Below are 26,773 nucleotides of genomic sequence, written 5' to 3' on the forward strand. Positions count from 1 at the left end.
TTATTTGCAAAGGACAAAGGACAACTGACAAAGGACAACTGACAAAGGACAAAAGGATAGATAACTTATAACTCGTACTTATAACCCCTACGATGGCAACTACCGAGCGTAAACCGCTACTGTTAGATTTTGAAAAGCCCCTAGCAGAACTCGCAACCCGAATCGATCAAATTCGGCAACTTGCAGAAGAAAATGGCGTCGATGTTTCTGGTCAAATTCGTCAACTAGAAGCACGCGCCATGCAACTACGTGAGGAAATTTTCACTAGTCTATCCCCGTCCCAGCGATTACAAGTCGCTCGTCATCCGCGTCGCCCCAGTACTCTCGATTACATTCAGGCAATTAGTGATGAATGGATGGAATTGCATGGCGATCGCTGTGGTGGTGACGATCCGGCTTTAGTTGGTGGTGTTGGTCGTCTGAGTGGGCAACCTGTGGTGATGTTGGGTCATCAAAAAGGACGCGATACTAAAGACAATATTGCCCGCAACTTTGGAATGCCTTACCCTGGGGGCTATCGCAAAGCTATGCGGTTGATGGAACACGCCAACAAGTTTAGTATGCCGATACTAACCTTTATCGACACGCCGGGAGCTTGGTCTGGGGTAGAAGCAGAACATCAAGGTCAAGGAGAAGCGATCGCTTACAACTTACGGGAAATGTTTTGCTTGGATGTGCCAATTATCTGCACAGTTATCGGTGAAGGTGGTTCTGGTGGCGCCCTTGGTATTGGTGTAGGCGATCGCCTACTCATGTTTGAACACTCCGTTTATACCGTCGCCACTCCCGAAGCCTGCGCCGCCATTTTGTGGAAAGATGCTGGTAAAGCTCCTCAAGCCGCTGTGGCGCTAAAAATTATTTCCCATGACCTGAAAAAGTTGGGAATTATCGACCAAATACTGCCTGAACCCACTGGTGGCGCTCATTCCGACCCCTTAAAAGCCGCTACTACTCTCAAGCAAGTGCTGATGGAAAATTTAGACGAACTCAATCGTTTAACCGCTCCAGAACGCCGTCAACTGCGCTATGAAAAATTCCGCAAAATTGGTGTTTTTACAGAAGTTGCCCACTAACGGCACTGCATAATCATTTATTAGTAAAGCAGCAATGCTATAATTGCCTATGTGCTTAAAGATTTTTAACAATCTAGCCATAGGCATTTGCATATTTGGCAAATCTACTCAATTTGATTGAGTGGGTTTTGTCTTATGTAAATAATCTAATTTGAATGTACGGCGTGGTTTTCCAGGCAACAATTTGTTGTCTTCACTGCTAAAACCCACAAAATAGGGAATGTTGTGCTGCGTCATAGCATTTGCCTAATGGAAATCATCATATTTTTAGATTCCTTTAATCTATCCAAACCGAGAAGTGTGAATAATTGGATGGTAATAGGTTTTGGGAACTGCCAAAAAATTGGGAGACACCATGAGTGTTGAGCAAAAACGACGCGCCCTAATTACTGGGGCAAGTAGTGGAATTGGGAAAGCAACGGCTTTAGCCTTTGCGAAAGCGGGAATAGATGTCGCCTTAGTCAGCCGTTCTTTGGATAAATTGGAGGCGGTAAGAGAAGCCGTAGAGCATACTGGGGTGGAAGCGAAAGCTTACGCTGTAGATTTAGCGCGGATCTCCGAAGTCAAAGACAAGATCCAAGCGATCGCCCTTGACTTTGGTGATATAAACATTCTGGTAAACAATGCTGGCATTGCCTATACAGGCGCTTTGAGCGAAATCCCCCTAGAGGGCTGGCAGCAGGTAATTGATTTGAATCTCACCAGTGTGTTTCAGTGCATTGTGGGGATTTTACCTTCAATGCGCGATCGGGGCATAGGCACAATTATCAACATCGCCTCAATTTCGGCCAAGCAGCCCTTTCCTGGTTGGGGAGCATACAGCGTCAGCAAAGCTGGTTTGATAGCCCTCTCTCAAACCCTGGCACAAGAAGAACGCATTCATGGCATTCGTGTCACAGCTATTTGTCCCGGCGCAGTCAATACCGAACTTTGGGATACAGAAACAGTCCATGTCAACTTAGACCGTTCTAAAATGTTAACCCCGGAAATTGTGGCTCAATCAATTCTCTACACAGTTCTGTTACCACAACAGGCAGTTATTGATGAATTGACCGTGATGCCCAGTGCTGGCGCACTCTAATTGCGAAGTTAGAAGTTAGAAGTTAGGAGTTAGAATTTTTAACTCATAACTAAATTAAAACCATAACCAAGACTGAATCATGACTATTGCTAGTTCCAACGGTTCCAATTGCTCTCAATCGCCTCTGATTCCCGACTTGGCAGAAGCCATAACTCCTAGACCGGATCGCAATACTCATAACGGGCGACAAGCGGATGTGTTCCCGCCAAAAGAGGAACAGATGGAGGAAATGAAGGATGCCGTGCGGACACTAATATTGGGAGTTGGTGAAGATCCCGAACGCGAAGGACTCCTGAAAACACCCAAACGAGTAGCCGAAGCAATGCGGTTTCTTACCAGTGGCTACAACCAATCTCTTGAAGAACTCGTTAACGATGCCATCTTTGATGAAGGGCATAGCGAGATGGTACTTGTTAGAGATATTAACTTCTTTAGTCTGTGCGAACACCACATGCTGCCATTTATGGGTAGAGCGCACGTTGCTTATATTCCCAACCAAAAAGTTGTCGGACTGAGTAAGCTGGCCCGGATTGTTGAGATGTATTCCCGGCGCTTACAAGTACAAGAGAGACTAACTCGCCAAATTGCCGAAGCAATCCAGACTATTCTGGAACCTCAAGGCGTTGCTGTAGTGATGGAAGCTAGCCACATGTGCATGGTAATGCGTGGCGTTCAGAAACCAGGTTCTTGGACTGTCACTAGCGCAATGGTTGGTGCGTTCCAAGAGGAACACAAAACCCGCGAAGAATTTTTTAACTTGATTCGCCACCAACCAGCATTCTTTTAAGGTGTGGAGTATGGGGCATAAGAGGCAGGGAAGCGGAAGGGCAGAGGGGCACAAGAGAAAGACTTACTGCAACTTCTCCTCTGCTCCTCTGCTCCCCTGCTCCTCTGCTCCCCACTCCCTACTCCCCAATTTCTCAAACAACTTGGCTACTTTATCTAAATCCTTATCTCCTGGTGTCCGTTCCACACCACTAGATAAATCAACGCCGCTAGGATTAACCTGATTTAGGGCTTGCACAATATTATCCACTGTTAATCCTCCTGCTAAAAGCCAAGGACAACTAGGGCTAAATTGCTCTAGCATTGTCCAATCTAAAGTTTTGCCTGTACCACCCAGGTGTTGCGGATGGTAGGCGTCAAGTAGCAAAGTATCTACAAATTTGGTGTAATCAGCCGTTGTGTCAAGATGCTCAAGACTACGAATTCTCAGTGCTTTAATAATTTCAATATTAGGTAAAACTTGACGCAATTGGTAGCAAAAATCTGGTGATTCATCTCCGTGTAACTGCACACCAGTCAATCCAGAATCAGCAACTATCTGGCTGATTTCAGGGATACTAGCGTTGGCAAAAACCCCAATTGTGTCAATATTTGCCGGGAGTTCTGCCACTGCTGCCCGAATTTGGGATGTAGTTACGTAACGAGGTGAGTTTGGCACACAAATAAATCCTAGTGCCGTTGCGCCTAGAGAGGCGATCGCTATAGACTGCTGTGGTTGAGTGATACCGCAAATCTTAACGCGCATGAATATTTAACAAATTAAAACTAATTATCAGAAAAGTCTAAACTATCTAAAAAATTTTTGGGCCTTGTAATTTTATAATCTTGTAGGTCTACATTAACTTTTCCATTTAGGAGACAAAAGCTTGATTTCCTCTATTTTATTAGCAGCAGCTGAAACTGTTCCCGCAACACCTGCGTGGAATCCTACAGTAGGAATTATCATCAGCATCAGTAGCTTAGTAGTTGTTTTGCTAAGTACTAAGATTGAAAAACCCCTAGTTGGCCCCAAGTTCCCTATCCTGCCAATTAGTATTCCCACATTCGTTGCTGCTATGGCTTTTGGCCATATTATTGGCGTTGGCATCGTTTTAGGATTGACTAACATCGGTCGTCTATAGTTTTGTGATGACAGAGGTGTTACTTGTAACCCCGCTATCAATGCAAAACTCCCAAAAATGATTTTGGGCAGGGGGAGTAGGAGTGAAGAAGGGAATAGGTTACAGGGTAAAGGGTATAGATTATTCCCTGTCACCTGTTACCTCTTACCTTTACCCTAACCTCATGCCCAATTCCCAATTCCAGAGTTTTGCTCACAGGCATTAATTGTCTATTCTAGAAATAAGGGCATTTCGTCACTCGTTACTACCGAATTGATGCTCAATATAAATGTGTATACGAATATGCATAGGATCTCAGTATAAAAAGTACTGATTATATCTAGTTTTAGGGCAGTGTAATGCAAACAAATTGGAGAATTGGGTCATTATTTGGAATTCCCTTGTTTTTAGACCCGTTATGGTTTGTGATTTTAGGGTTGGCAACCCTGAATTTTGGGGTAGCTTATCAGGAATGGGGGTCTGTTATAGCTTGGAGTGCTGGAATAGTTATGGCACTGCTGCTATTTGGTTCGGTGTTGTTACATGAGTTGGGTCATAGCTTGGTAGCCCGATCGCAAGGCATTAGAGTTAATTCAATTACCCTATTTATGTTTGGCGGGATTGCTGCCATTGAAGAAGAATCTAAAACTCCTTTCAAAGCCTTTCAAGTTGCGATCGCTGGCCCTTTGGTGAGTATCATCCTATTTGTCCTACTTCGTCTGGCAGCTTTTGTAATACCTGATACTAATCCCCTCAGTGTCATGGTTGGAGATTTGGCAAGAATTAACTTGGTGGTGGCTCTATTTAACCTGATTCCCGGCTTACCTCTAGATGGGGGACAAGTGTTAAAAGCAGCACTATGGCAAATCACAGGTAATCGTTTTCAAGCCGTACACTGGGCTGCAAGGGCTGGGCAAATATTGGGTTATAGTGCGATCGCTTTAGGATTTGTTGTAGATTTCGTCACCAGAGAGTTAGTAGTTGGTTTGTGGATTGCGCTGTTGGGTTGGTTTGCTGTCCGCAACGCTAACACCTATGACAACATGACTACATTGCAAGAAAGTCTACTCAAGGTGGTGGCGGCTGATGCGATGACTCGTGACTTTCGCGTAATTGATGCTGACCAGACATTGCGTTCCTTTGCTGATTTATACCTGTTAGAAACTAATCCCTCACAGGTTTATTTTGCTGCTTCTGATGGACGTTACCGGGGTCTAGTTTCCATTGACGATTTCCGTTTAACCCAAAGGAGTCAATGGGAAACCGAAACTTTACACAGCATAGTGCATCCGCTGACAGAAATACCTACCGTTGCAGAGTCAACAGCGATCGCTGAGGTCATTAACAAGCTAGAAAATGAGCAGTTACCTCGAATTACCGTCCTTTCTCCGGCTGGTGCTGTAGCTGGTGTAATTGACCGGGGAGATATTGTGCGATCGCTGGTACAAAAGTTAAATTTGCAAATAACCGATGCTGAAATTAAGCGCATCAAGGAAGAAGGTAGCTATCCGCCTGGGTTGCAACTGGGAGTAATCGCGAAATCAGCTACAAATTAAACGTCACACCCTCGTCATAGGTTTGCAATAGATACGTCAAAAGCGTGTGTGATATTTAATTTGGTATTTGGTTACAAAATGCTTTTTTTGGGTAAAAGGTAGGAGGATTTCCTACCTTTTTTATTTTTCAAAGTATGGCGTTACCAAACAGCCCATCGTAGACATCGCCTCAAATGATGGGAAATTATTAAATCTTCAAGTTTAAAGCGAGTAAAATGGAGGAACGTGATATACTACACCTCTCACTTACCCTGGTTTTATGGCACTGCCAATTGTTGCAATTATCGGACGCCCAAATGTGGGCAAATCCACCCTGGTTAATCGACTCGCCGGGGAACAAACGGCGATTGTCCATGATGAACCGGGAGTGACACGCGATCGCACTTATCTTCCAGCTTTCTGGAATGATCGTGAATTTTTAGTGGTAGACACTGGTGGTTTAGTTTTTAATGATGATACCGAATTTTTACCACTGATTCGCCAACAGGCAATGACAGCCCTTGCAGAAGCTTGTGGCGCTATTTTTGTCGTCGATGGTCAAACAGGCCCCACCTCGGCAGATTTAGAAATCGCCGAATGGATGCGCCAACAACCCTTACCTGTCCTACTAGCTGTAAATAAATGTGAATCGCCAGAACAAGGCTTAATGCAAGCTGCCGAATTTTGGGAATTGGGATTGGGCGAACCTTACCCCATCTCCGCGATTCATGGCAGTGGCACAGGAGAGTTACTCGACGAGTTAGTTAATCACATCCCTGCTATTGAAGACATCCCAGAAACGAATGAAATCAAAGTAGCAATTGTGGGACGTCCGAATGTTGGCAAATCGAGCTTACTCAATTCTTTTGTCGGGGAAGAAAGGGCAATTGTCAGCCCCATTTCTGGCACTACCCGCGATGCTATTGATACTGTCATTGAACGGGAAGGACAAACCTACCGTTTGATTGACACCGCCGGCATTCGCAAAAAGAAACACATCGAATACGGCACAGAATTCTTTAGTATTAACCGGGCTTTCAAAGCGATTCGCCGTGCTGACGTGGTTTTATTAGTAATAGATGCCGTAGATGGAGTCACCGAGCAAGACCAAAAATTAGCTGGGCGGATTATCGAAGAAGGTCGAGCTTGCATCATCGTCGTTAATAAGTGGGATGCTGTCGAAAAAGACTCTTACACAATTTACGACTACGAAAAAACTCTGCAATCACGGTTACATTTTACCGAATGGGCAGAAACAATCTTTGTGAGTGCCTTGTCAGGACAACGGGTAGAAAAGATTTTAGAATTGGTGAAAACGGCGGCTGAGTCACACAAACGCCGTGTCAGCACATCAGTAATTAACGAAGTCTTAACAGATGCCGTCAGTTGGCATTCACCGCCGGCATCCCGTGGTGGGCGTCAAGGGAAGATTTATTATGGTACACAAGTCAGCAGCCAACCACCAACGATCGCACTATTTGTCAACGACTCGAAACGCTTCAACGACAACTACCGCCGCTACATTGAACGCCAATTCCGGCAACAGCTAGGATTTAAAGGCACGCCAATTATTTTACTGTGGCGGAGCAAGAAAGTCCGTGATGCCGAAAGTGGTAATGTTAATAGAGCAACTCGCGTCAAAATAAGTTAGGAATAGAGACGCGATGAATCGCGTCTGTACAAGAGAGACTTCTCATTCCTCATTCCTAACTCTAAAATGGATTTATTGCGATCGCTGCCACTTGGACTTTATTTAGAACAACCCCAAACTTGGCTGCATAAAATCGATCCGCGAGTCAAGTTCGCGTGGTTGATGAGCTTTTTAACAAGCTATGTTTTGGCCAACAACTTTTGGCGGGTGCTGCTGGTGGTAATTTTGATTATTGCCACCTTGATTGCGAGAATTCCTCGACGCGTATGGCAGCAGCAAATGGGTTGGCTATTAATGCTATCGTTTTTTGTGCTAGCGATCGCAGCCATCAGTCCTGATGGACTGGGTGTAGATTATCAGTCACGTCTGCCAGCTAATGAACAAATCTTAACTCAGCCAGCATTCTCTAATAATATTCAAGAGCCACCAGCCGAGAAAAAAGCATACAGCTACGTGCTATTTCACAAAGGCCCGGTTAAAGTGACTCGCTACTCATTGAGTTTGGCAGTACGCCTGAGTACACTTATATTCACCGTTATTTACAGCACCAACTTGTATCTGCTGACAACCGCACCAGAAGAAATCACATCTGGCATAGAAAGCCTAATGCAACCCTTGCGACGCTTCAAGTTGCCTGTCACAGAAATTGCTTTAACTTTAACCTTGTCCTTGCGCTTTATTCCCTTGGTTTTAGAAGAAGTGCAAAACTTATTTCGCTCCGTAATGACAAGGGCAATTAATTGGAAAAAGCTGGGATTAAAAGGAGCATTCAAGGTTTGGATGACAGTCGCAGAGAGACTATTAGAAAATCTGCTCTTACGAGCCGATCAAATGGCGAATGCAATGATGGTACGGGGTTTTACCAGTCCCAACGAGCATCGAGTGCAGTGGCACGACTTACGATTAAAAGGGCGTGACTGGCTGGCGATCGCAACTTTAATCTTATTCTGGGGAATACGACTAGCTATAGGAACTCAGGCGTAATTTTGCACTGAGAAAATGGTAAGAGGTAATACAGCATAATTCAGAAGTCAGAATTCAGGAGTCAGAAGTAAAAAATTAAATCGCCGTCTCTACCAAAGACTGATTATTGTAGAGACGGCGATTCATCGTGTCTCTTGCCTTAACGTTAACCGAACAGTATTGAGCTATAGGTAACAATATGGTAGGGTAATTTGAGTAGCTACCCAGCCATAAAATTGATCCCCTACCATTTCCTGTAGATTTTAGATATTAACCAGCCTTACGCTAACCCTACAAATTAATCTCAAGATTTTTGACCGAGTACCCTGATGAATCTCTGCACAACGCTCAGGCACAAATTCCACCACTGAAAATACTGGATAATCAATAGACCTTTTGGCATAAATGATAGTTTTCTTTCCAGTCCCAAATTTTGTGCCATTCAGCGACAGTTGTGGCAGTATGGAAAGAAGTTGAAAAATTCGCCGTTGCCGTTGGGAACTTCAAAGGGTGTTTTTCCTTCCCACGTCGAACTTTCAACCAGAGGAGCGGCAATATTTTGTGCCTTGTCCCTACAGATTGCTAAATTGAAGTCACCAAAGCAGATGGTGATATTTGTCGAACAGCCTCTACTCTTTGAATCTACGCTTCGCGGCTTTTGTTGTACCATCACGCTTCACTACCACTAGCTTCATCTGCCCATTAGGAACTAGATCGAGGTCTTCGTAACCGCAGCTTCGCATTTTAACCAAATATTCTGGCGAATGTTGGTATTATCGTCTGAATGTTTGGAATTCACTGCGAAAAGATATATATACTTCCACCTTGACTACACCTTGACTCTTAAATGAATCCAGAAAACGCAGAAACTTACATAAACCATCCAACTTGGGGTTTACTCTACAAAATCTGTATGGTTGATGAGAACCAGGATTTGTTCACCACACTTTATGCCCAGCGCTTATTTTTTTTGGTGGCAAATGACGTTAAAGGTGTTAAATTCCAGTCTCTAGGACGTACTGAGGCGAGAATGATGTTGGAAAATCGCTTACGTACTCTGCGGCGCAGTGGGCATTCTCAGGAGTACGATCAGCTTCAGAGTGTTTTCCAGCGCACCTTCCAATGAACAGTTCGATTTCCGAACGTATTCTTTCCATTCGCTCCTCACTGCCAACTTCAGTCATATTGATTGCTGTTAGCAAGCAAGTTTCTGCCCAGGCCATTCGGTCTGCATACAACGCAGGAATTCGTGATTTCGGGGAAAGTCGTATCCAAGAAGCTGCCAGTAAACAAGCCGAGTTGCAAGACTTACCGGATATTACCTGGCACTTTATTGGACATTTGCAAAGCAATAAAGCCAAAAAAGCCATTGAGCATTTCCCTTGGATTCACTCCGTCGATAATTTGAAGCTGGCACAGCGCTTAGACCAATTGGCGCAACAGCTAGGAGTGAGTCCCCAGGTTTGCCTGCAAGTGAAAATTCTCCCCGATGCCAACAAGTCTGGTTGGAGTGTGCCAGAACTTTTGGCCGATTTACCTACACTCAATCAATACAAAAGTTTACAAATTCAAGGTTTGATGACAATTCCACCTTCAGGATTAAATGATTCTGAAATTCTCAGTGTGTTTAATCGCAATCGCGAGCTAGCCAAAGAAATCCAGGAGCAAAACTGGTCGCATATTAAAATGCAGCACCTATCTATGGGTATGTCAGGCGACTACGAACTGGCAGTGCAAGCAGGCGCAACGATGGTACGATTAGGAACAATCTTGTTTGGCGATCGCTCTTAGCCGATTAACGCTCTTTTATTACTCTCGTCAGATTAAATTTGAAACCCTATTTTGGCGTTAGTCCGCGCAGGCGGACTTTGTTTGTGTAGCCGCGATTTCTAATCGCTTGGATTATTCTCTCTCCATAGTCATAGAAGAGCGTTAATCATCAGCCTTACTCTTCAGTATTAATAGAAGCTAAGGATTTGATGACAAGAATTTTGTAACAGACTGGTGCAATCGGAAACAAAGGATATAGTATTGACAAGAGCAATCGCCAAGAGAAAATGGGGTATAAAGAAGTTTCCTTCGGATAAACCTTAGGATATAATCTTGACTCGTTATTATGTTTAGGCGATGCACAGACCTTTCCAATAAGTGTCAGTTCATCGCCAAAACCCGTAGTATGGGCTACAACTAGCAATACAGTTGCTGAAGTATCCACCGATGTAGCGAACGCTCCTATCTCAACTAATCCTCAGCCAAGTCATTACAGGCTATTCGCACCAGGAGAGTACACACACAATGAACAACATTTTTTCCAAACTCAGAGACTTTGTGGGTCTAAATGAGCAAGTAGAATACGAGTATTACGAAGAAGAACCAGAAACAGATAATAATAATAATTACCAAAATCTGTATCAGCAAGAAAATCCCCAGCCAGCACCACAAGAGAGTCCAGCCGCTCAAAATCGACGCTGGCGGGAACCAGTGCCTACAATGGGAGATGATATGACAGCAGGTTCAAAGCCAATGGGGAATGTGATTGGTATGCCAGGAGCAATTAACGGAATTTCGGAAGTTTTAGTACTCGAACCACGCACCTTTGAAGAAATGCCCCAGGCAATTCAAGCGTTGCGCGAACGCAAGTCAGTGGTATTAAATCTGACAATCATGGACCCAGATCAAGCTCAACGAGCAGTAGATTTTGTAGCAGGTGGTACTTACGCACTAGATGGACATCAAGAGCGCATCGGTGAAAGCATCTTTTTGTTTACACCAAGTTGTGTCCAAGTTAGTACCCAAGGTGGCGTTCTTCATGAAGTACCACAACCACCAGTACGTCCCTCTCGTCCGACAACAGGTACTCCAAATCAAACCTGGGGCAACGAAACTAACCGGATGGCACAATAAAGTTAAATTAGTATTTAGTCGTTTGTCCTTTGTCCTTTGTCATTTGTCCTGGGTTTTGCTCATGGTGACAAATGACAAACGACTAATGACTAATGACCAATGACCCTTACGGGTTCGCCAGTCACTCATGGGGGAAACCCCCAAGACCGCGCTGGCTCACTTATGACTAATGAGTAATGACTATAAAATTTGGACTAATTGGTGGTGGGGTAATGGGAGAAGCGCTCTTATCCCGCCTTATCGCGCGTGGAATTTATCAATCATCAGAAGTCATAGTTAGCGAACCCCTATCTTCACGCTTAGATTTTTTAAAGCAACAATACGGTGTTGCTGTGACGACAGATAATAGTCAGGTTTTCACGGAAGCAAAAGAAGTTCTCTTTTTGGCAGTGAAGCCCCAGGTATTTAGCGCGATCGCTCAAGAATTAGCACATATTGATATTCTTAATAGAGAACATACACCTCTGATCATTTCTATTTTGGCGGGTGTGCCCTTAAGTCAGCTAGAAGCAGCATTTGTGCAATTACCAGTGATTAGAGCAATGCCCAACACCCCGGCAACAGTGGGAGCAGGAGTTACCGCGATTTGTTTAGGTGCATATACCAATGCCAAGCATCACCAAATAGCACAGCAAGTTTTTTCTGCTGTGGGTGAAGTCGTGGAAGTTTCAGAAGCGCTGATGGATGCAGTTACAGGGTTATCTGGTAGCGGCCCCGCTTACGTGGCGCTCATGGTAGAAGCACTTGCAGATGGCGGAGTCGCCGCTGGTTTACCTAGAGCAATTGCCAATCAACTAGCCTTGCAAACCGTACTGGGAACAGCGAAACTGTTACATGAAACCAAAATGCACCCAGCAGAACTCAAAGATCGCGTTACCAGTCCTGGAGGTACAACCATTGCCGGGATTGCCAAGCTAGAACAGGCAGGATTTCGTTCCGCTTTAATTGAAGCAGTCAAAGCTGCCACAGAGCGATCGCAAGAGCTGGGAAAATAATTTAAGAGTCCTTTGTCATTTATCCTTTATCCTTTGTGAAAAACTAATGACTAATGACTAATAACGAAGTTGACAAAAGACTCGTTAGTATAGTAAACAATCTGGTTGCAAATGTGATTGAGTGAATTATCCTGCACCGTCTCCAGAACTTGACTTAGGGTCTATATTTCCCTTTGATCTGGATCAGTTTCAAAAAGAAGCGATCGCGTCCCTGAACGCTGGACGCTCAGTTGTTGTATGCGCCCCCACAGGTTCGGGCAAAACATTAGTAGGAGAATACGCCATTTATCGCGCCCTAGCGCGAGGAAAACGCGTGTTTTATACTACTCCCCTGAAAGCGCTGTCGAATCAAAAATTACGTGACTTTCGAGAAAAGTTCGGGTTCGATCGAGTCGGACTGTTAACTGGAGATGCTTCCATTCACAGGGATGCGCCGATTTTGGTGATGACCACAGAAATTTTCCGAAATATGCTCTATGGCACACCCATTGGGCAAATCGGCATCTCATTAGTAGACGTGGAAGCGGTGATACTTGATGAATGCCACTACATGAACGATCGCCAGCGCGGTACTGTTTGGGAAGAATCAATCATCTATTGTCCCCGTGAAGTGCAACTGGCAGCCCTCTCAGCAACGGTTGCCAATAGCGATCAACTCACCGATTGGCTAAATCGCGTTCACGGGCCAACAGACCTGATTTACTCCGATTTTCGCCCAGTCCCCTTAGAATTTCACTTTTGCAATCCTAAAGGGTTATTCCCCCTGCTAAATGATAGCAAAACCAAAATTAACCCCCGACTTCAGAAGAAAAAGGGGAAAGGGGGAGAAAGGGATAGGGGAAGAAATGGTAGACCGGAAGCTCCGGGTATAATTTATACCTTGAGCCAGTTAGAACAACGGGATATGCTACCAGCAATTTACTTTATCTTCAGCCGCCGGGGATGTGATAAAGCAGTGGCGGAAGTGGGAGATTTATGGCTGGTAAATAGTGAAGAGTCGCAAATTTTACGCGAACAGATTGATGACTTTTTAGCCCGTAATCCCGAAGCAGGGCGTTCTGGACAAATTGCACCCTTGTATCGAGGAATTGCTGCCCACCACGCGGGGATTTTACCTGCTTGGAAAGCACTGGTAGAAGAACTATTTCAGCAAGGGCTGATTAAAGTAGTATTCGCCACTGAGACACTAGCAGCGGGAATTAATATGCCCGCCCGAACAACGGTAATTTCTACCCTTTCCAAGCGGACTGATACCGGACACCGCCTGTTGAACGCTTCTGAATTCTTGCAAATGGCGGGACGAGCAGGCCGCCGGGGGATGGATAAACAAGGTCATGTGGTGACAGTCCAAACTCCCTTTGAAGGAGCTAAAGAAGCGGCGTATTTGGGAACATCCAAGCCAGACCCCCTAGTAAGCCAGTTTACGCCCAGTTATGGCATGGTACTCAACTTGCTGCAAACCCATACCCTAGAGCAAACCAGGGAACTGATAGAGCGCAGTTTTGGGCAGTACATGGCAACCTTGCATTTACGGCCAGAATACGATGAGATTGCCGAATTGCAAACCCAATTAGCTCAACTTCATGAGCAAATCGCCGCGGTTAATGAAAATGAACTGGCTGTTTATGAAAAATTGCGGCAACGCCTGAAGGTGGAACGCCAGATATTGAAAACCTTGCAAGAACAAGCACAGGAAAACCGCCAAGAGGAATTGGTGATGATGTTGGGCTTTGCAGTGTCAGGAACTCTGTTGAGTCTCAAGGGCAAAAATATCATGGTGTCTTCCCCGGTAACGGCAGTTTTAGTGGGAAAATCGCCTGGTTCTGGTCAAGCTCCCTACTTGGTATGCTTGGGGCACGATAACCGCTGGTATGTTGCAACCACAGGGGATGTAGTCGATTTGTATGCCGAACTGCCGCGAATAGAGGTGCCGCCTGATGTACTACCACCGCCAGAGATGCCCTTGAAGCCAGGACAGTCGCGCCGTGGTAACGAAGAAAGCTTTGCGATCGCTGTACGTATTCCCAATCCGATAGAATCTTTGCATCTAGCACCAGAAGTAGCAGAACAACTCAGTCACGTTACCGCTATTCAAGAGCAATTAGAAGCTCATCCCCTACATCAATCAGGCAATGCTGCAACCCTTTTCAAACGCCGGGCCCGCTATGTCGAACTAGAAGCCGAACTCGAACAGTTGCAAGGGCAAGTAGAGCAACAGTCACAACGTCATTGGGAAGAATTTCTCAATTTAATCGCCATTCTGCAACATTTTGACGCTTTGGATAACTTAGTCCCCACAAAATTAGGGCGAATCGCTGCCGCCATCCGAGGGGAAAATGAATTGTGGCTGGGTTTAGTATTCGCTAGTGGTGAATTAGACAACTTAGATCCGCATCATTTAGCAGCAGCAGCAGCGGCTTTAGTGATGGAAACGCCCCGCCCAGATAGCAAAGTTAATTTTGACCTTAGTAATGAAGTGGCAGAAGCCTTGAAAAAATTGCGGGGAATTCGCCACCAAATGTTCCAACGACAACGGCGGTATAACGTAGCGCTGCCGATATGGTTGGAATTTGAGTTGATTGCCATAGTAGAACAATGGGCGCTGGGAATGGAGTGGACTGAACTCTGCGAGAATACTACCTTGGATGAAGGCGATGTCGTGAGAATTTTACGCCGAACTTTGGATTTATTGTCGCAGATACCCCACATTCCCCATTTGCCAGACTCTTTCTTGCGTAATGCCTATCGGGCGATGCAGTTGATTGATAGATTCCCTGTGAATGAGGTGGTTGAATAAATAGGACGCTCTGATGCACACAGAGTATTTAATAATTTCTGTGCGTCTTTTTCTCTCAGTACTTATGCAAAAATAGCTGCTGTTGGGGCAATTCATGAATTGCCCCAACAATGAACTTAAATGTTACCAAATAATAGTAGTGGTACTTAGTTAAAAATGCTTTTTTGGTTTCGTATATTTTTTATGCGTGATCGATCGCGTGTATCTAACAAAAGTTATAGTCGCTATCAGCGCTATTCAATCTTAGTACACCAAGTTTCCAGTACCCTGCAACTGACGCAAAGAATTTATACATAATGGACAGTCGCAGCCAAATACCCTAATTGCAGCATCGCTTTCCTCTTCAGTAAAGTTCAACATGGCAATATTTCGATCTGATACTGATGTGACAATAGTTGAGGAACTTGTAGAGGTATAGGGACGTTTTCTCTCTGAATCTCGAATGCACACAAAATCTTTTCCACCATGTGGGTTAGTGATACAGGTACGACCGTCTTGTGTGTGCAGTAATCGCTGTGTAATGCTACCACTAGCATGGGCAGGATGAAATGCCACCAGCGTAGACATCATCGACACAAAAATTGAGGAACTGGAAAGCAAATTTAGAAGAATTCTTTTGTTCATAGATTTCCTTGAGAAAATTGTCTACTAGATTAGGGTATTCGATTAACTTTCAAACTTCAAGTGAATTTTCCCTGAGAATAGCTAGATAGACACTTGTTATCCAAAAAAGTTCCATCTCTTCACCAGTTTGGTCGTAAATTATTTACTACATCATAATTCAGCAATCAAACAGGCTTGATGTCTAGCTTTTAGACGCCACGTTATGTAATTCAGCAAATTTCAATCCGCTGTAGATTGCCAAGACGGTTATTATTTGCTTGATGTAAGTATAAGAGCTTAATTAAATTAGAGCTAGTAATTAGCGGCTCTAGCCGTTTAAATTCTTATACAGAGCAATAAATCGCTCACTACGAACAAAAGTTATATCTTACATAATTCTATACAATTGAAAGCCGCTATAGCTATCTTTACAAGATTATAAATCTTAATTTTAATCAAAAGATGGTGTATATATTTAGCAATAAATTTGAGATAGATTCTCGTTCTTAAAATATCAACTTGTAAAAACTTCTTTTTTTTATTACATTTAAAAAAAGCTCATATCTCAACTAATTTACTAGCCTACATAGAAAAAAATGAAGCAGAAAGTACATTCGGAATCTTCAGATTGTTGCAGCGGTGAACATGACCATCACGAGAATCATAACCATGTTCATAATCACGATCGCGATGAGAATCATAACCATGACCATGACCATAATCACGACCACGGTGGAGAATTTAATCTGAAAAATGAACTATTGCCTTTGGTTGCGATCTTAAGTTTATATGCGCCTGGTGTAATTTTTGAAAATCAATTACACAATACGTTTTATTCAATAGGTGAATATCTGCTTTTTATCCCTGCCTATTTATTAAGTGGATGGAGTGTTTTAAAAACTGCTGGGCGTAATATACTCAGAGGTAGAATATTTGATGAAACATTTTTGATGACAGTAGCGACACTAGGGGCGATCGCAATTCATAAATTACCCGAAGCTGTCGGAGTCATGTTATTTTATAAAATTGGAGAATTGTTCCAAGATATTGCCGTCAGTCGTTCTCGTAATTCCATCAAAGCATTATTGGAAGTCCGTCCAGATTATGCCAACATCCAAATAGAAGGAGAACTCAAAAAAGTATCACCAGAAACAGTGAATGTTGGGGATATTATCATTGTTAAACCCGGAGAAAAAATTCCTTTAGATGGCGAAATTATAGATGGTAGCTCGCAAGTTGATACATCTGCATTAACTGGAGAATCTGTACCGCGAACAGTGAGGACGGGAGAAACAGTTCTGGCTGGAACGATTAATAAAATAGGTGTTCTCAGCATTAGAGTAACAAAACTTTTTGATGAGTCTTCCATTGCCAAGATTTTAGACTTAGTGCAAAATGCTAAAAGTAAAAAAGCAGAAACAGAAAAATTTATTACTAAATTTGCCAGATATTATACGCCAATCGTAGTTTTCACATCTCTAGCAGTTGCAATACTACCTCCTTTATTCATTTCAGGTGCAACATCTTCCGAATGGATTTATCGTGCCCTAATTTTACTCGTTATCTCCTGCCCGTGTGGACTCGTTATCAGTATCCCCTTAGGTTACTTTGGAGGTGTGGGAGGTGCAGCTAAACGTGGGATTTTGGTTAAAGGCTCTACTTTTTTAGATACTTTAAATGCAGTCAATACAGTTGTTTTTGATAAAACTGGGACATTAACTAAAGGGGTATTCAAAGTAGCAAAAATAGTACCTGAAAATGGTTTTAACGAACAAGAATTATTGCAATTAGCTGCCAAAGTAGAATCGCACTCAAATCATCCCATCGCTCAATCCATCCGTAAGGCTTATGGTGGAAAAATAGATGAATTTGAGGTGAGAGATTATGAAGAGATCGCAGGTTATGGAATTAGAGCCAAGGTTGAAAATAAGCTAGTCATAGCAGGAAGCGATCGCCTACTCCACAGAGAGCAGATTGCTCATAATAATTGCCAGTTAGAGGGAACAGTTATTCATCTAGCAGTAGATAATATTTACGCTGGATATATTGTCATTGCTGATGAATTGAAAGAAGATGCAAGACAGGCTATTCAAGCACTCAAGCGAATGGGTGTAGAGAGAACAGTAATGTTGACAGGAGATAATCAAGCGATCGCTTCCCGGATTGCTCAACAGCTTGGCATAGATACCTATGAAGCAGAGTTATTACCTGAAGAAAAAGTTAATGCCATTGAGAAGTTACTCAGCACCGCAGGCAAGCATGGTAAAGTTGCCTTTGTTGGGGATGGCATTAATGATGCACCAGTGATTGCTAGAGCAGATGTTGGCATGGCAATGGGTGGATTAGGCTCAGATGCCGCGATCGAAACTGCCGATATTGTCATCATGACAGATGCACCATCAAAAGTGGCAGAAGCAATCCAAATCGCCAGAAAAACTCGTAAAATTGTTTGGCAAAATATTGGGTTTGCTTTAGCAATTAAAGGTTTATTTATTGGATTGGGTATTTTTGGTATAGCGACAATGTGGGAAGCTGTATTTGCTGATGTCGGAGTAGCAATGCTGGCAATTTTAAACGCAACTAGAGCGATGAAATAAAGTTATTGGCAAATCGGGAATCTTTAATTGGTAATTTGTAGTAGTTAAATTATGAGTACTTCTCACTCATATTCTACTAACCAAAATAGAACCCATGAATTCATCAATTAAAGGTATTGCTACAGCTTCTTTAGCTTTATTGCTAAACTATTCAGCAAACCCAGCCTTTGCACTACCCCAGAAAATCAATCATCCAGTTACTGTTGCTACGCAAGCGTCAAAAGATATCTTGATTGTTCCTGGGGAAAGAGTGGGGCCGATAACACGCAAAACCACCAAGCGAGATTTAGTCAAGCTGTTTGGTGCATCCCACCTCGTTGACAAAACTATCTCTGGTGCTGAAGGAATAGGTAGTTTTGCAGCTACTCAGGTAAATCTAAATCAGGGGCGATCGCTCTTGGTAGTTTGGAGCGATAATACTCGTACCAAACCTTTAGATGTGCGTAACTTGGGTTCAGCTTGGAAAACGCGCGAAGGTATTGGGGTGGGAACCCCATTGAGTGAGTTACGCAAGAAATTAGGTGATTTTAAACTTTATGGATTGGCGTGGGATTACGGCGGTACTATTTTGTTGGATAGTAGTAAATTATCCCGTTATCAAGGCAAACTTATTCTACGAGTAGATACTGCTTCTAATGCTGCTGAAAAGTTCCCCAATGACTATCAAGCAGTGTCTGGGGATAGTACTTTTTCTTCCACCAATCCTCACTGGAAACCTTTGGGAATTAGGCTAGCAGAAATTATCGTTGTATTGAATTCAAGTGAGTAGTGGTATGTTAAACATCAGTTTAGCTTTCTGAAAGTATTACAAATAATGAAAAAAAGTCACTGGGAAAACCGTATTAGAGAATGGAGCCAAAAGCGAATAGAAATATTTCTTGAAGATTATGATGAAGAACGTTTATCCCCAGAAGTTCGCAAATCTGGCTACTTAGGTTATCCTGGTGCAACTGAAGAGGAAATAGTTGCTACCGAAGCTCGTTTAAATGTAACTTTTCCACCTTCTTACCGGGAGTTTCTGAAAGCTTCTAATGGGTTGCGTCCTATATCAGAATATGGTCTAGAATTTTGTGGAACTGAAGATATTGTATGGTATGCTCTTGATCGTCAAGATTGGATAGATAAATTAATCGAAACTTGGACTGAATCACCATTAACAGACGAAGAGTATTTTGTTTATGGCGATGAGCAATATGATGACATATCCCGACCAGAGTATCTACAAACAGCATTGGAAATAAGCAGTGAAGATATGGGTGTGATATATTTACTAAATCCTCAGATCGTTGCAATAGATGGTGAATGGGAAGCTTGGTTTTGTAGCTTTTCAACTGCTTCATTTGGCGCACAGCGTTATCGTTCATTTGGTGAAATGATGGAGGAAATATTAAGGAAACCAGAACTTTTTATTTGATAAATTGGGATATTCAAGAAACTGAAATATCTGAATAGTAGTCAAATGGGAAATAATTAAAATTACAGAGATATAATATTCAAAACTTAAAACATTCTGGGATCGATTAGTTATTAGGATTGATTTTCTCTCATTTTTTCCAATAAACCAGTCAAAAAGCGCCGATTATTATCATCTTGACAGGTAGAAAGGATTTCTGTAAGAGCAACAATTGCAGCCGAATTACCCACTCCAATTTCTGCTAACGTCTTAACGGCATTCCAATCAACACTTTTAAGCGTTGGCAGTAGTTCAATCAATGTGGCAATAGCATTATTATTACCAATACCTATTTTTTGGAGAGTTTCGGTTGCAATGTACCAAAAATTATGGTCATCACAAATACGCATTAAAGAAGTTAAAGCATCAACAGCCTCTGAACTAGTAACTGTCATTTTTCCGAAGGCTTTAGCTATAGCGCGGCGTTCTTCTAAATCCTGAACATTATAAGCTAAATCAATTAAAGTACGCAGAACAATCTGGTTATTGGCACCAATCGTACTTAAACCTTTAATAACCGCAGGACGTATTAAAGTATGTGTTCTTGGAAGTACTTCGATTAAAACTGTAATTACATCTGGATTCCCAATAGCAATCTTTTCTAAGCTGTAAACAGTTGCTGATATAGCTATTTCATACTGAGGCAGATGTAATAGTTTAATTAATGCATTAATTGCGTCTAATTTTCCAAAATTAACATAACCTAAACTCTTCGCTAATATTAAAACAAATTCTTGGCTACGGTTGTTTTCTGCCAATTTAATTATAATTTTATAATCAATTTTTGCGATAGTACGAGCAATTAATCCTTGACTATGATGTTTTTGATAGCCTATAGTAGGCTCATAATTACCAGATAAGAACATTTCTGTTAATTTATTGATTGCATCAGTATTCCCCACTGCAATTTGTTCTAAAATTGATAATGCTGTACAGCGAGTCTGATATTCTTGTGCAGTCCTCGCAGTTTCAACTATGGCATTGATAGTATCTTGACTAGTATCCTCAATGCGTCTTAAACTCTTAGCAGAAGTTTGGCGAGCATAATCATAAGAACTATTGTGTATTAAATAAATCAAAGTTTGAATTGCATCCTGGCTACCTTTACCGATGTACCCCAAGGTATAAGCAATGGCTTCGCGAGTTACTTCATCAAAGGTACTACGTGCTAGGTTAGCCAGAGTCGTAATTGCCTGTTCGTTACAAACAGCAATTTTCGCTAGGTTCTGTGCTATTACCCTACGGGTAGGTGGCTGAACAGTACTGAGTTGCTTAATTAGTGTTTGAATAACATCATTGTTATCAGTACCAATTTTGCCTAAGCTTTGAATTCCTACCCAGCGCGTAGGTTCATCTTGCGTGGTGCATACTAGGTCAATTAAGGCATTAATTACATCTGCATTAGCAGCACCTAAAAACCCCAAACGTTCAGCAACCTGTTTGAGAACTGAGTTATCCTGACTTGTATGTAGTTGTTTAATTAAAAAATTAATATTGTCTTGCTCTTGCTGGTTGCTCATTGGTTTTCATAAAAATTACCTTGTAACCAATATCCTAAATCTGTGTAAATAATGGCATTTTTACAGTGCGATCGCAATAAAAGCTAGACGCACTTCAGGCAGAATTTGACATCTGTAGCGAGAAGTTAAAGCAGATGAAAAAAGCTGTAGCTATTAAGGCTGCTACGGCAGTAAAGTTTCAATTAGAACAGCAGTTTCTTGATGAACAGACAAAACTGGCACATCTTAACAATGAACTGGATAAAATTGAGTCTGCATTGCAATTATGAGACTATGTAAATATACAGTTATTTAGCTGATGAAAATCAGTATTTCCTAACACAGAAAACAAGGAAAACACAGATATTAAGTTAATTGGTGTTCTTTTATACTATTTCAAATTTTTGTAGTGGTTATACTCATGACTTAGGTTCTACCTGGGAATTAGGAAGTGGCTTTGCCACTTCTTTTTATTTATCTGGCAGCCCAGTAAAAAATAAATTAAAAGTTAAAAGTAATTTCGTTCAACTTTTAACCTTTATTAATTGTTATACCTACATTTTTAGGGGCGCACAGCTGTACGCCCCTACAGCCGATTCATTTTTTGCAAACATTGTTGACAATGGTATAATATCTATCCGTTTAAATGGCCAAGCAGTCTGACGGAATTCTGGTCATCTAGACATGATATTAATCATTACTCATTGTATCTTGCCATCTCTCACGCCTGGGCTTGCTCTCCACATCGCGCGATCGCATTTCTTGCCAAGTCCCCCACATTAAGGATTGCTGTTTTTCAACATGGTTAATAAACTGCATGATTGAGTGATCTGCTTTGATGGGAGTTTTTAAATCAAACTGAATTGTTTGAAGAATCTTGATATCACCCATGAGAAAGTACTTTGCCGCAATTTTAGTCAGCCATAGCACAACTCGATTGCATAACCAACCAAAAATTCCTTTACGTTTTTTAGCCATCAACAGAACTTGACCTTCAGTTTTTCCCCCTTCGTAGAGGCGAACTGCAACCATCATGTGGACATGGAAGAAATCAGGGCCAAGTGTCACAATGCCAATGCTACCGTACCAATAGCAAATACTGTAAGTTATGACATTTTTGTAGAAAAGACGGATGAGCTTAATCAAAAAGAAATTGTCTTTGATGGGTGTAGTATTACTGAAGATAATCGCATTCTCGTTTAGTTCGTGTCTTTCAAAAATAATTTCTAGTGGTAATTGGTGAACTGTATTGAGGTGTTGAGCATCAATCGCATTAATCATCACCACATTGGGGTGACAGTTCATCAAGAAGTGGGAATGGATGGCGACATCACACTCTTTTTGTTCTAACTCTGGAACAAAAGGTAGAGGTTGCTGTGGTATTTCTCCAGTCCAAACCCAAATCATCCCATATTTTTCAGCAGTGGGCCAAGTTTGTAACTTTAGGGAAGGCGGTGTATCTAAACATGGGATATCAATACACATCCCTTCAGCATCAAACTTCCAGTGATGGAAAAAACAACGTAGTGCATTACCCTCAACTTTGCCTTCAGCAAGGTGAGCGCCCATGTGTGGACAGTAAGCATCAAAGGTAACTACTCTTTTGTCTTTACCCCGGTAAATCACTAGTTCTCTGCCCAAAATCGTGACAGGTTTTACTTCACCCACCCGCAGATTTTGAGAAGGTATTACCCAATACCATCCCTCAATAAAACGCTCTGGATTATTGAAAATTTTAGGTTTACGGATTGAGCTAAAAGTCTGCGAGTTGAGATTCATTTTTATGGTTTCACTTGAAGTGAAGCAGTTGATCTAGAAGTAACATGGGAACTTCTAAAAAACAGTTACTTTCAGTACCATGAGAAACAGCTACCCAATAAATAGATAAAAATCATCAGGTAAAATCTTTAAAAAATATTATAAAAAATGTTAAATTATGCCAATTTAAGATCGGTTAAATCCCAAATATCCATTTAAAATAGATATTTGAAAATTTACAACTTAGTAAAATCTCTAATTAGATAAAAAGTTTAAACACTAATGCTAATATTTCGCTTAACTCTCAAACCACTTTATGTTTAGCAAAATATGTAATAATAAGTACAAAACTTGGGAAAATCTACCATGTTAACTCAAGATAAAAAACTGCTTTTGATTGGTCAGGTAACAGATTTAACTGGAATACCCATCAGGACAATTCGTTATTACGAGAGTTTAGGTTTAATCAATTCATTAAGACGGACAGAGGGAGGCTTTCGCCAGTTTTCATTGGATGTATTAACTCGTCTAGCATTCATTAAAAGGGCGCAAAATCTTGGTCTTAGCCTAGAAGAGATTGGAAATATTCTTCAAGTTTATGACCAAGGGCAAACTCCCTGTGGTGAAATCAAAGAAAAGCTTGAAGATAAAGTCTTGCAGATCGATCGCCAAATCGATCAGCTGTTAACTTTGCGCTCTGAAATCAAGGGATTACTTTCAGGCTGGAAGAATATCAGCGACCATCATGAGAAGACAATTTGTCCGATTATTCAAAACACCTCTCAGGGCTGACACTAATCAGGAATCAGGACTTTTATAGAGAAGAAACCACCACAACTCTAGTCCAATCAAGGCGAAACCTGCGATCGCAACACCAACTTTCAAGCCCAAAGGTTGCTCGATACTGTGAAATTGGCTGTTTTGCTCTGACGAGTGGGCTGGCATTTCTGCTAATGTTACGCCTGATGTTCCAGCGAGCAGCACTAAAGCTGTAAGGCTTCCCCAAAGCGTTTTTTGAGTGAACATTTCCTAAATTACCCTGCAATTATGAGCTAATTTTTGGTTGAAAGTTACGCAATCTGAGGGCATTGCTAACAACAGAAAGCGAAGAAAGAGCCATCGCCGCGCCAGCGATAATTGGATTGAGTAACCAACCAAAGATGGGAAACAAAATTCCTGCCGCAATGGGAATACCAATAACGTTGTAAATAAAGGCAAAGAAGAGATTTTGCTTGATATTGTTGATGGTGGCGCGGCTGAGTTGAATTGCTGTGACAATTCCTTGCAAATCGCCAGAAATTAGGGTGATATCGCTAGCTGCGATCGCTACATCTGTTCCCGTACCAATAGCAATTCCCACATCAGCCTGTGCTAAGGCTGGCGCATCATTTATGCCATCACCTACCATTGCGACAATTGAGTGCTGAGTTTTGAGTGAGAATTTATCAGAATTCTTTCCCCTTACTCCTCTGCTCCTCTGCTCCCCTGCTCCTCTGCCCCTCTGCTCCCCTGCCCCTCTGCCCCTCTGCCCCTCTGCCCCCCTGCCCCTCTGCTCCCCTTGCAATGATTGGATAATCGCCGCCTTTTGATCTGGACGCACTTCGGCAAAGATTCGCTGGATGCCAACTTGTCTTGCGATCGCATCAGCAGTTTTACGATTATCCCCGGTGAGCATTACTACTTCTAAACCTAACTTCTGTAAAGCTTTCACCACTGCTGCTGACGAAGGTTTTAGGGCATCGGCAATACCCATTATTCCTTGTAGTTCGCCATCTACAGCAATCAAAATAACTGTTTTACCAGCCGCTTCCCAGGCATCTTTATATTGCTGGAGACTCATGGTGTTAATTCCAAGTTCTGTTAACCAGCGTTGTGTACCAATTTGCACAAGCTGATTTGCAACAACTGCTTGGACACCACTACCTGCATTAGCTGTGAAGTTATTTGCATCTATTAAAGTCACTTCTTGAGACTGGGCATATTTTACAACCGCCTCAGCTAAAGGATGCTCAGAATTGCGTTCTACCGTTGCTGCTAACTGTAAAAGCTTGATTTCATTACCATTAGCTGTGCCGTTGACAGTTACAAAGTCTGTAACTGTCGGTTTCCCCTGAGTCAAGGTGCCGGTTTTATCTAGAACGATGGTTTGAATTTTGTGTGCTAGTTCTAAACTGTCAGCACCCTTAATCAAAATGCCATTTTCCGCACCTTTGCCCGTCCCCACCATTACAGAAGTGGGAGTAGCTAAACCCAAAGCACAAGGACAAGCGATAATCAATACACCCACCGTTGTCATTGTTGCGAGGGTGAGGTTGCCAGTGAAATTAAACCAAATGATGAAAGTGGCGATCGCAACGGCAATCACAGCTGGTACAAACCATCCTGTAACTCGATCTGCCAAGCGCTGAATTGGTGCTTTAGAACCTTGGGCTTGTTGCACTAGTTTGACAATTTGAGCCAAAAATGTATCATTTCCGATTCGTGTCACCCGAAACTGAAATGCACCCGCACCGTTAATCGTTGCCCCAATCACCTCATCACCTGGTTGCTTTTTGACTGGCAAACTTTCACCCGTCACCATCGCTTCATCTACCGTCGAAGCGCCTGTAATCACTTCGCCATCTACCGGAATCTTTTCACCGGGACGCACCAAAATTACATCGTTGATTCTGACTTCGGCGATCGGAACATCAATTTCTCTACCATCGCGAATGACTCTGGCATCTCTAGCTTGCAATCCGATGAGTTTGCGAATGGCTTCAGAAGTTTGTCCCCTGGCACGATTTTCCAGCAACCGCCCCAACAAAATTAAGGTAATGACAATGGCGGCAACTTCATAATAAATATGAGGTATCAAGCCCTGAGCAATAAAAAATTTCGGGAAAACAGTGACAAACAAAGAATATAGATATGCTGCACTTGTACCCAAAGCAATCAGCGTGTCCATCGTCGCTGTATGGCGCTTGAGGGATTTCCAGCCATTGCGGTAAAAAGATCCACCACACCAGAACACGACGGGTGTTGTCAGCAGTAATTGTATCCAAGGATTTTGCAGGAAACTTGGAATCAAGGGTAAATTTAGCCCAGTCATCATGGGCAACGACCCCAAAAATAGGAAAATGCTGATTACACCTCCCACCGTTACCTTGAGGGAGAGTTGGCGTTGTAATGCTTGCCTACTCGCAATCTCTGCATCATCTTCTTCGGAGAGCAATTCTTCCTGGAGTGAGTAGGAAGAGTATCCCGCAGCAGCGATCGCACCTTGGATTTTCTCTAAATTGGCTAGAGAGCGATCGTATTCGATGGCGGCTTGTTCTGCTCCAAAGTTAACGTTGCAGTCAATTACCCCAGAAACAGAGCGAATTGCCTTTTCGATGTTGCTGGCGCAAGCGGCGCAACTCATACCTCGAAGTTTGAGCGTGAGAGTATCCATAACTAGATGAACCCCTGTAATTGGTGTGAGAGGAGCGTGAAGAAGGCAGGAGACAGGAATATTATCTGTTGCTCTCAACTCCATCTAATTGCAAGCCACCAAATCATAAATTTTGATTAGGGACTTAACGCGGCAGGGGGCTCCAGAGAATTATTCCCCTTCTGCCTCCTGCCTAGTTGTTGAGCGTAGTCGAAACACTGCCTCCTGCCTTTCTTGCTAAAAATTAAGCAACTGGATAACCCGCAGCAGCCAACGCTTCCTTAATTGCTGTTTCTGATGCTTGAGTTTCAACACTGACAAGCTTGGTTGTTGGATCGGCCTGAACGCTAGCATTGGCATCGACTGCCTGAAGTGTTTTGGTGATGGTGCTTGCACAAGCAGAACAAGCCATGTTGGGAACTGTGAGTTGGAGAGTCATAGATTTACGGGATAATAATGAACAACCTAACCAGATCGATCTGGATGACTGAGACGTATCCCTCACACGTCAGAAATTTCTGGTTGAGAGTCGCCTTAAATTCATCCTAGACTCTCTAGTCGGCTGG

General features: G+C 42.6%; 24 protein-coding genes. 17 read left to right on the forward strand and 7 right to left on the reverse strand.

Annotated elements, in window-relative coordinates; genetic code table 11:
• Positions 1-92: 92 nt before the first annotated feature.
• From V7K84_RS25460 to folE, 3 genes are all read left to right on the forward strand, one after another.
• A complete protein-coding gene (locus tag V7K84_RS25460) occupies positions 93-1,073 on the forward strand; it encodes an acetyl-CoA carboxylase carboxyltransferase subunit alpha (protein WP_094349744.1) in 981 nt (326 codons plus the stop codon).
• A 355-nt stretch (positions 1,074-1,428) separates the two neighbouring features.
• Positions 1,429-2,154, forward strand: a complete 726-nt coding sequence (locus V7K84_RS25465) for an SDR family oxidoreductase (protein ID WP_334842290.1) — start codon at positions 1,429-1,431, stop codon at positions 2,152-2,154.
• Between the two features lie 79 nt (positions 2,155-2,233).
• Positions 2,234-2,941, forward strand: a complete 708-nt coding sequence (folE, locus tag V7K84_RS25470; RefSeq protein ID WP_334842171.1) for a GTP cyclohydrolase I FolE — start codon at positions 2,234-2,236, stop codon at positions 2,939-2,941.
• Between the two features lie 63 nt (positions 2,942-3,004).
• On the opposite strand, the gene V7K84_RS25475 is transcribed toward folE, so the two are convergent.
• A complete protein-coding gene (locus V7K84_RS25475; RefSeq protein ID WP_334842173.1) occupies positions 3,005-3,685 on the reverse strand; it encodes a phosphoribosylanthranilate isomerase in 681 nt (226 codons plus the stop codon).
• A gap of 121 nt (positions 3,686-3,806) precedes the next feature.
• Between V7K84_RS25475 and psaK the strand changes: the two genes are divergently transcribed.
• The 9 genes from psaK to V7K84_RS25520 all read left to right on the forward strand — a co-directional run bounded on the left by psaK (position 3,807) and on the right by V7K84_RS25520 (position 14,885).
• The gene (psaK, locus tag V7K84_RS25480) at positions 3,807-4,061 is read left to right on the forward strand and encodes a photosystem I reaction center subunit PsaK (protein ID WP_334842175.1); all 255 of its coding nucleotides are present in this window, start codon (positions 3,807-3,809) and stop codon (positions 4,059-4,061) included.
• A gap of 338 nt (positions 4,062-4,399) precedes the next feature.
• Positions 4,400-5,596 carry a site-2 protease family protein gene (locus tag V7K84_RS25485; protein WP_334842177.1) on the forward strand — a complete coding sequence of 399 codons (1,197 nt, stop codon included), beginning with the start codon at positions 4,400-4,402 and terminating at the stop codon, positions 5,594-5,596.
• 259 nt (positions 5,597-5,855) lie between these two features.
• The gene (gene der / locus V7K84_RS25490; RefSeq protein ID WP_334842179.1) at positions 5,856-7,226 is read left to right on the forward strand and encodes a ribosome biogenesis GTPase Der; all 1,371 of its coding nucleotides are present in this window, start codon (positions 5,856-5,858) and stop codon (positions 7,224-7,226) included.
• 66 nt (positions 7,227-7,292) lie between these two features.
• Positions 7,293-8,210, forward strand: coding sequence for an energy-coupling factor transporter transmembrane component T family protein (locus V7K84_RS25495; protein WP_334842181.1), 918 nt, complete (start codon positions 7,293-7,295; stop codon positions 8,208-8,210).
• Positions 8,211-9,036: 826 nt separating this feature from the next.
• Positions 9,037-9,315 (forward strand): transcriptional coactivator PipX, encoded by a 279-nt coding sequence (gene pipX / locus V7K84_RS25500; protein ID WP_069068710.1) that lies wholly within the window; start codon positions 9,037-9,039, stop codon positions 9,313-9,315.
• The gene (locus V7K84_RS25505) at positions 9,312-9,980 is read left to right on the forward strand and encodes a YggS family pyridoxal phosphate-dependent enzyme (RefSeq protein WP_334842182.1); all 669 of its coding nucleotides are present in this window, start codon (positions 9,312-9,314) and stop codon (positions 9,978-9,980) included. The genes pipX and V7K84_RS25505 overlap by 4 nt, the downstream gene beginning before the upstream one ends.
• A 504-nt stretch (positions 9,981-10,484) precedes the next feature.
• Complete coding sequence (locus tag V7K84_RS25510; RefSeq protein WP_334842184.1) at positions 10,485-11,093, forward strand: cell division protein SepF; 609 nt, start codon at positions 10,485-10,487, stop codon at positions 11,091-11,093.
• Positions 11,094-11,269: 176 nt separating this feature from the next.
• Entirely contained in the window at positions 11,270-12,088 is an 819-nt protein-coding gene (proC, locus tag V7K84_RS25515; protein ID WP_334842186.1) for a pyrroline-5-carboxylate reductase, read from the forward strand.
• Between the two features lie 121 nt (positions 12,089-12,209).
• Complete coding sequence (locus V7K84_RS25520) at positions 12,210-14,885, forward strand: DEAD/DEAH box helicase (protein ID WP_334842187.1); 2,676 nt, start codon at positions 12,210-12,212, stop codon at positions 14,883-14,885.
• Positions 14,886-15,128: 243 nt separating this feature from the next.
• On the opposite strand, the gene V7K84_RS25525 is transcribed toward V7K84_RS25520, so the two are convergent.
• Positions 15,129-15,509 (reverse strand): hypothetical protein, encoded by a 381-nt coding sequence (locus V7K84_RS25525; protein WP_334842189.1) that lies wholly within the window; start codon positions 15,507-15,509, stop codon positions 15,129-15,131.
• Between the two features lie 575 nt (positions 15,510-16,084).
• Here V7K84_RS25525 and V7K84_RS25530 point away from each other — a divergent pair.
• The 3 genes from V7K84_RS25530 to V7K84_RS25540 all read left to right on the forward strand — a co-directional run bounded on the left by V7K84_RS25530 (position 16,085) and on the right by V7K84_RS25540 (position 19,499).
• The gene (locus V7K84_RS25530) at positions 16,085-18,085 is read left to right on the forward strand and encodes a heavy metal translocating P-type ATPase (protein ID WP_334842191.1); all 2,001 of its coding nucleotides are present in this window, start codon (positions 16,085-16,087) and stop codon (positions 18,083-18,085) included.
• A 94-nt stretch (positions 18,086-18,179) separates the two neighbouring features.
• Complete coding sequence (locus V7K84_RS25535; RefSeq protein WP_334842193.1) at positions 18,180-18,854, forward strand: hypothetical protein; 675 nt, start codon at positions 18,180-18,182, stop codon at positions 18,852-18,854.
• A 45-nt stretch (positions 18,855-18,899) separates the two neighbouring features.
• Positions 18,900-19,499, forward strand: a complete 600-nt coding sequence (locus tag V7K84_RS25540; protein ID WP_334842194.1) for an SMI1/KNR4 family protein — start codon at positions 18,900-18,902, stop codon at positions 19,497-19,499.
• Positions 19,500-19,612: 113 nt separating this feature from the next.
• On the opposite strand, the gene V7K84_RS25545 is transcribed toward V7K84_RS25540, so the two are convergent.
• A complete protein-coding gene (locus V7K84_RS25545; RefSeq protein WP_334842196.1) occupies positions 19,613-21,058 on the reverse strand; it encodes a HEAT repeat domain-containing protein in 1,446 nt (481 codons plus the stop codon).
• A 134-nt stretch (positions 21,059-21,192) separates the two neighbouring features.
• On the opposite strand from V7K84_RS25545, the gene V7K84_RS25550 reads away from it, so the two are divergent.
• Positions 21,193-21,327: a hypothetical protein gene (locus V7K84_RS25550; RefSeq protein WP_334842198.1), complete on the forward strand. Its 135-nt coding sequence runs from the start codon at positions 21,193-21,195 to the stop codon at positions 21,325-21,327.
• Between the two features lie 400 nt (positions 21,328-21,727).
• Here the strand turns inward: V7K84_RS25550 and V7K84_RS25555 are convergent, their stop codons facing one another.
• Positions 21,728-22,816, reverse strand: coding sequence for an aromatic ring-hydroxylating dioxygenase subunit alpha (locus V7K84_RS25555; protein ID WP_334842200.1), 1,089 nt, complete (start codon positions 22,814-22,816; stop codon positions 21,728-21,730).
• 345 nt (positions 22,817-23,161) lie between these two features.
• Between V7K84_RS25555 and V7K84_RS25560 the strand changes: the two genes are divergently transcribed.
• Positions 23,162-23,587, forward strand: a complete 426-nt coding sequence (locus V7K84_RS25560; protein WP_334842202.1) for a heavy metal-responsive transcriptional regulator — start codon at positions 23,162-23,164, stop codon at positions 23,585-23,587.
• Positions 23,588-23,593: 6 nt separating this feature from the next.
• Here V7K84_RS25560 and V7K84_RS25565 read toward each other — a convergent pair whose 3' ends face one another.
• The 3 genes from V7K84_RS25565 to V7K84_RS25575 all read right to left on the reverse strand — a co-directional run bounded on the left by V7K84_RS25565 (position 23,594) and on the right by V7K84_RS25575 (position 26,646).
• Positions 23,594-23,821 carry a hypothetical protein gene (locus tag V7K84_RS25565; RefSeq protein WP_334842204.1) on the reverse strand — a complete coding sequence of 76 codons (228 nt, stop codon included), beginning with the start codon at positions 23,819-23,821 and terminating at the stop codon, positions 23,594-23,596.
• Positions 23,822-23,840: 19 nt separating this feature from the next.
• Positions 23,841-26,228: a heavy metal translocating P-type ATPase gene (locus tag V7K84_RS25570; RefSeq protein ID WP_334842206.1), complete on the reverse strand. Its 2,388-nt coding sequence runs from the start codon at positions 26,226-26,228 to the stop codon at positions 23,841-23,843.
• Positions 26,229-26,451: 223 nt separating this feature from the next.
• A complete protein-coding gene (locus V7K84_RS25575; RefSeq protein WP_094350009.1) occupies positions 26,452-26,646 on the reverse strand; it encodes a heavy-metal-associated domain-containing protein in 195 nt (64 codons plus the stop codon).
• Between the last annotated feature and the right edge of the window lie 127 nt (positions 26,647-26,773).

Origin of the sequence: Nostoc sp., assembly GCF_036917315.1 — a bacterium.
Lineage (GTDB): Bacteria > Cyanobacteriota > Cyanobacteriia > Cyanobacteriales > Nostocaceae > Nostoc.

Coding starts and splice junctions, on each gene's coding strand:
- V7K84_RS25460 (WP_094349744.1), top strand. CDS start 93: ATGGCAACTACCGAGCGTAAACCGCTACTGTTAGATTTTGAAAAGCCC.
- V7K84_RS25465 (WP_334842290.1), top strand. CDS start 1,429: ATGAGTGTTGAGCAAAAACGACGCGCCCTAATTACTGGGGCAAGTAGT.
- folE (WP_334842171.1), top strand. CDS start 2,234: ATGACTATTGCTAGTTCCAACGGTTCCAATTGCTCTCAATCGCCTCTG.
- V7K84_RS25475 (WP_334842173.1), bottom strand. CDS start 3,685: ATGCGCGTTAAGATTTGCGGTATCACTCAACCACAGCAGTCTATAGCG.
- V7K84_RS25485 (WP_334842177.1), top strand. CDS start 4,400: ATGCAAACAAATTGGAGAATTGGGTCATTATTTGGAATTCCCTTGTTT.
- der (WP_334842179.1), top strand. CDS start 5,856: ATGGCACTGCCAATTGTTGCAATTATCGGACGCCCAAATGTGGGCAAA.
- V7K84_RS25495 (WP_334842181.1), top strand. CDS start 7,293: ATGGATTTATTGCGATCGCTGCCACTTGGACTTTATTTAGAACAACCC.
- pipX (WP_069068710.1), top strand. CDS start 9,037: ATGAATCCAGAAAACGCAGAAACTTACATAAACCATCCAACTTGGGGT.
- V7K84_RS25505 (WP_334842182.1), top strand. CDS start 9,312: ATGAACAGTTCGATTTCCGAACGTATTCTTTCCATTCGCTCCTCACTG.
- V7K84_RS25510 (WP_334842184.1), top strand. CDS start 10,485: ATGAACAACATTTTTTCCAAACTCAGAGACTTTGTGGGTCTAAATGAG.
- proC (WP_334842186.1), top strand. CDS start 11,270: ATGACTATAAAATTTGGACTAATTGGTGGTGGGGTAATGGGAGAAGCG.
- V7K84_RS25525 (WP_334842189.1), bottom strand. CDS start 15,509: ATGAACAAAAGAATTCTTCTAAATTTGCTTTCCAGTTCCTCAATTTTT.
- V7K84_RS25530 (WP_334842191.1), top strand. CDS start 16,085: ATGAAGCAGAAAGTACATTCGGAATCTTCAGATTGTTGCAGCGGTGAA.
- V7K84_RS25535 (WP_334842193.1), top strand. CDS start 18,180: ATGAATTCATCAATTAAAGGTATTGCTACAGCTTCTTTAGCTTTATTG.
- V7K84_RS25540 (WP_334842194.1), top strand. CDS start 18,900: ATGAAAAAAAGTCACTGGGAAAACCGTATTAGAGAATGGAGCCAAAAG.
- V7K84_RS25545 (WP_334842196.1), bottom strand. CDS start 21,058: ATGAGCAACCAGCAAGAGCAAGACAATATTAATTTTTTAATTAAACAA.
- V7K84_RS25550 (WP_334842198.1), top strand. CDS start 21,193: ATGAAAAAAGCTGTAGCTATTAAGGCTGCTACGGCAGTAAAGTTTCAA.
- V7K84_RS25555 (WP_334842200.1), bottom strand. CDS start 22,816: ATGAATCTCAACTCGCAGACTTTTAGCTCAATCCGTAAACCTAAAATT.
- V7K84_RS25560 (WP_334842202.1), top strand. CDS start 23,162: ATGTTAACTCAAGATAAAAAACTGCTTTTGATTGGTCAGGTAACAGAT.
- V7K84_RS25565 (WP_334842204.1), bottom strand. CDS start 23,821: ATGTTCACTCAAAAAACGCTTTGGGGAAGCCTTACAGCTTTAGTGCTG.
- V7K84_RS25570 (WP_334842206.1), bottom strand. CDS start 26,228: ATGGATACTCTCACGCTCAAACTTCGAGGTATGAGTTGCGCCGCTTGC.
- V7K84_RS25575 (WP_094350009.1), bottom strand. CDS start 26,646: ATGACTCTCCAACTCACAGTTCCCAACATGGCTTGTTCTGCTTGTGCA.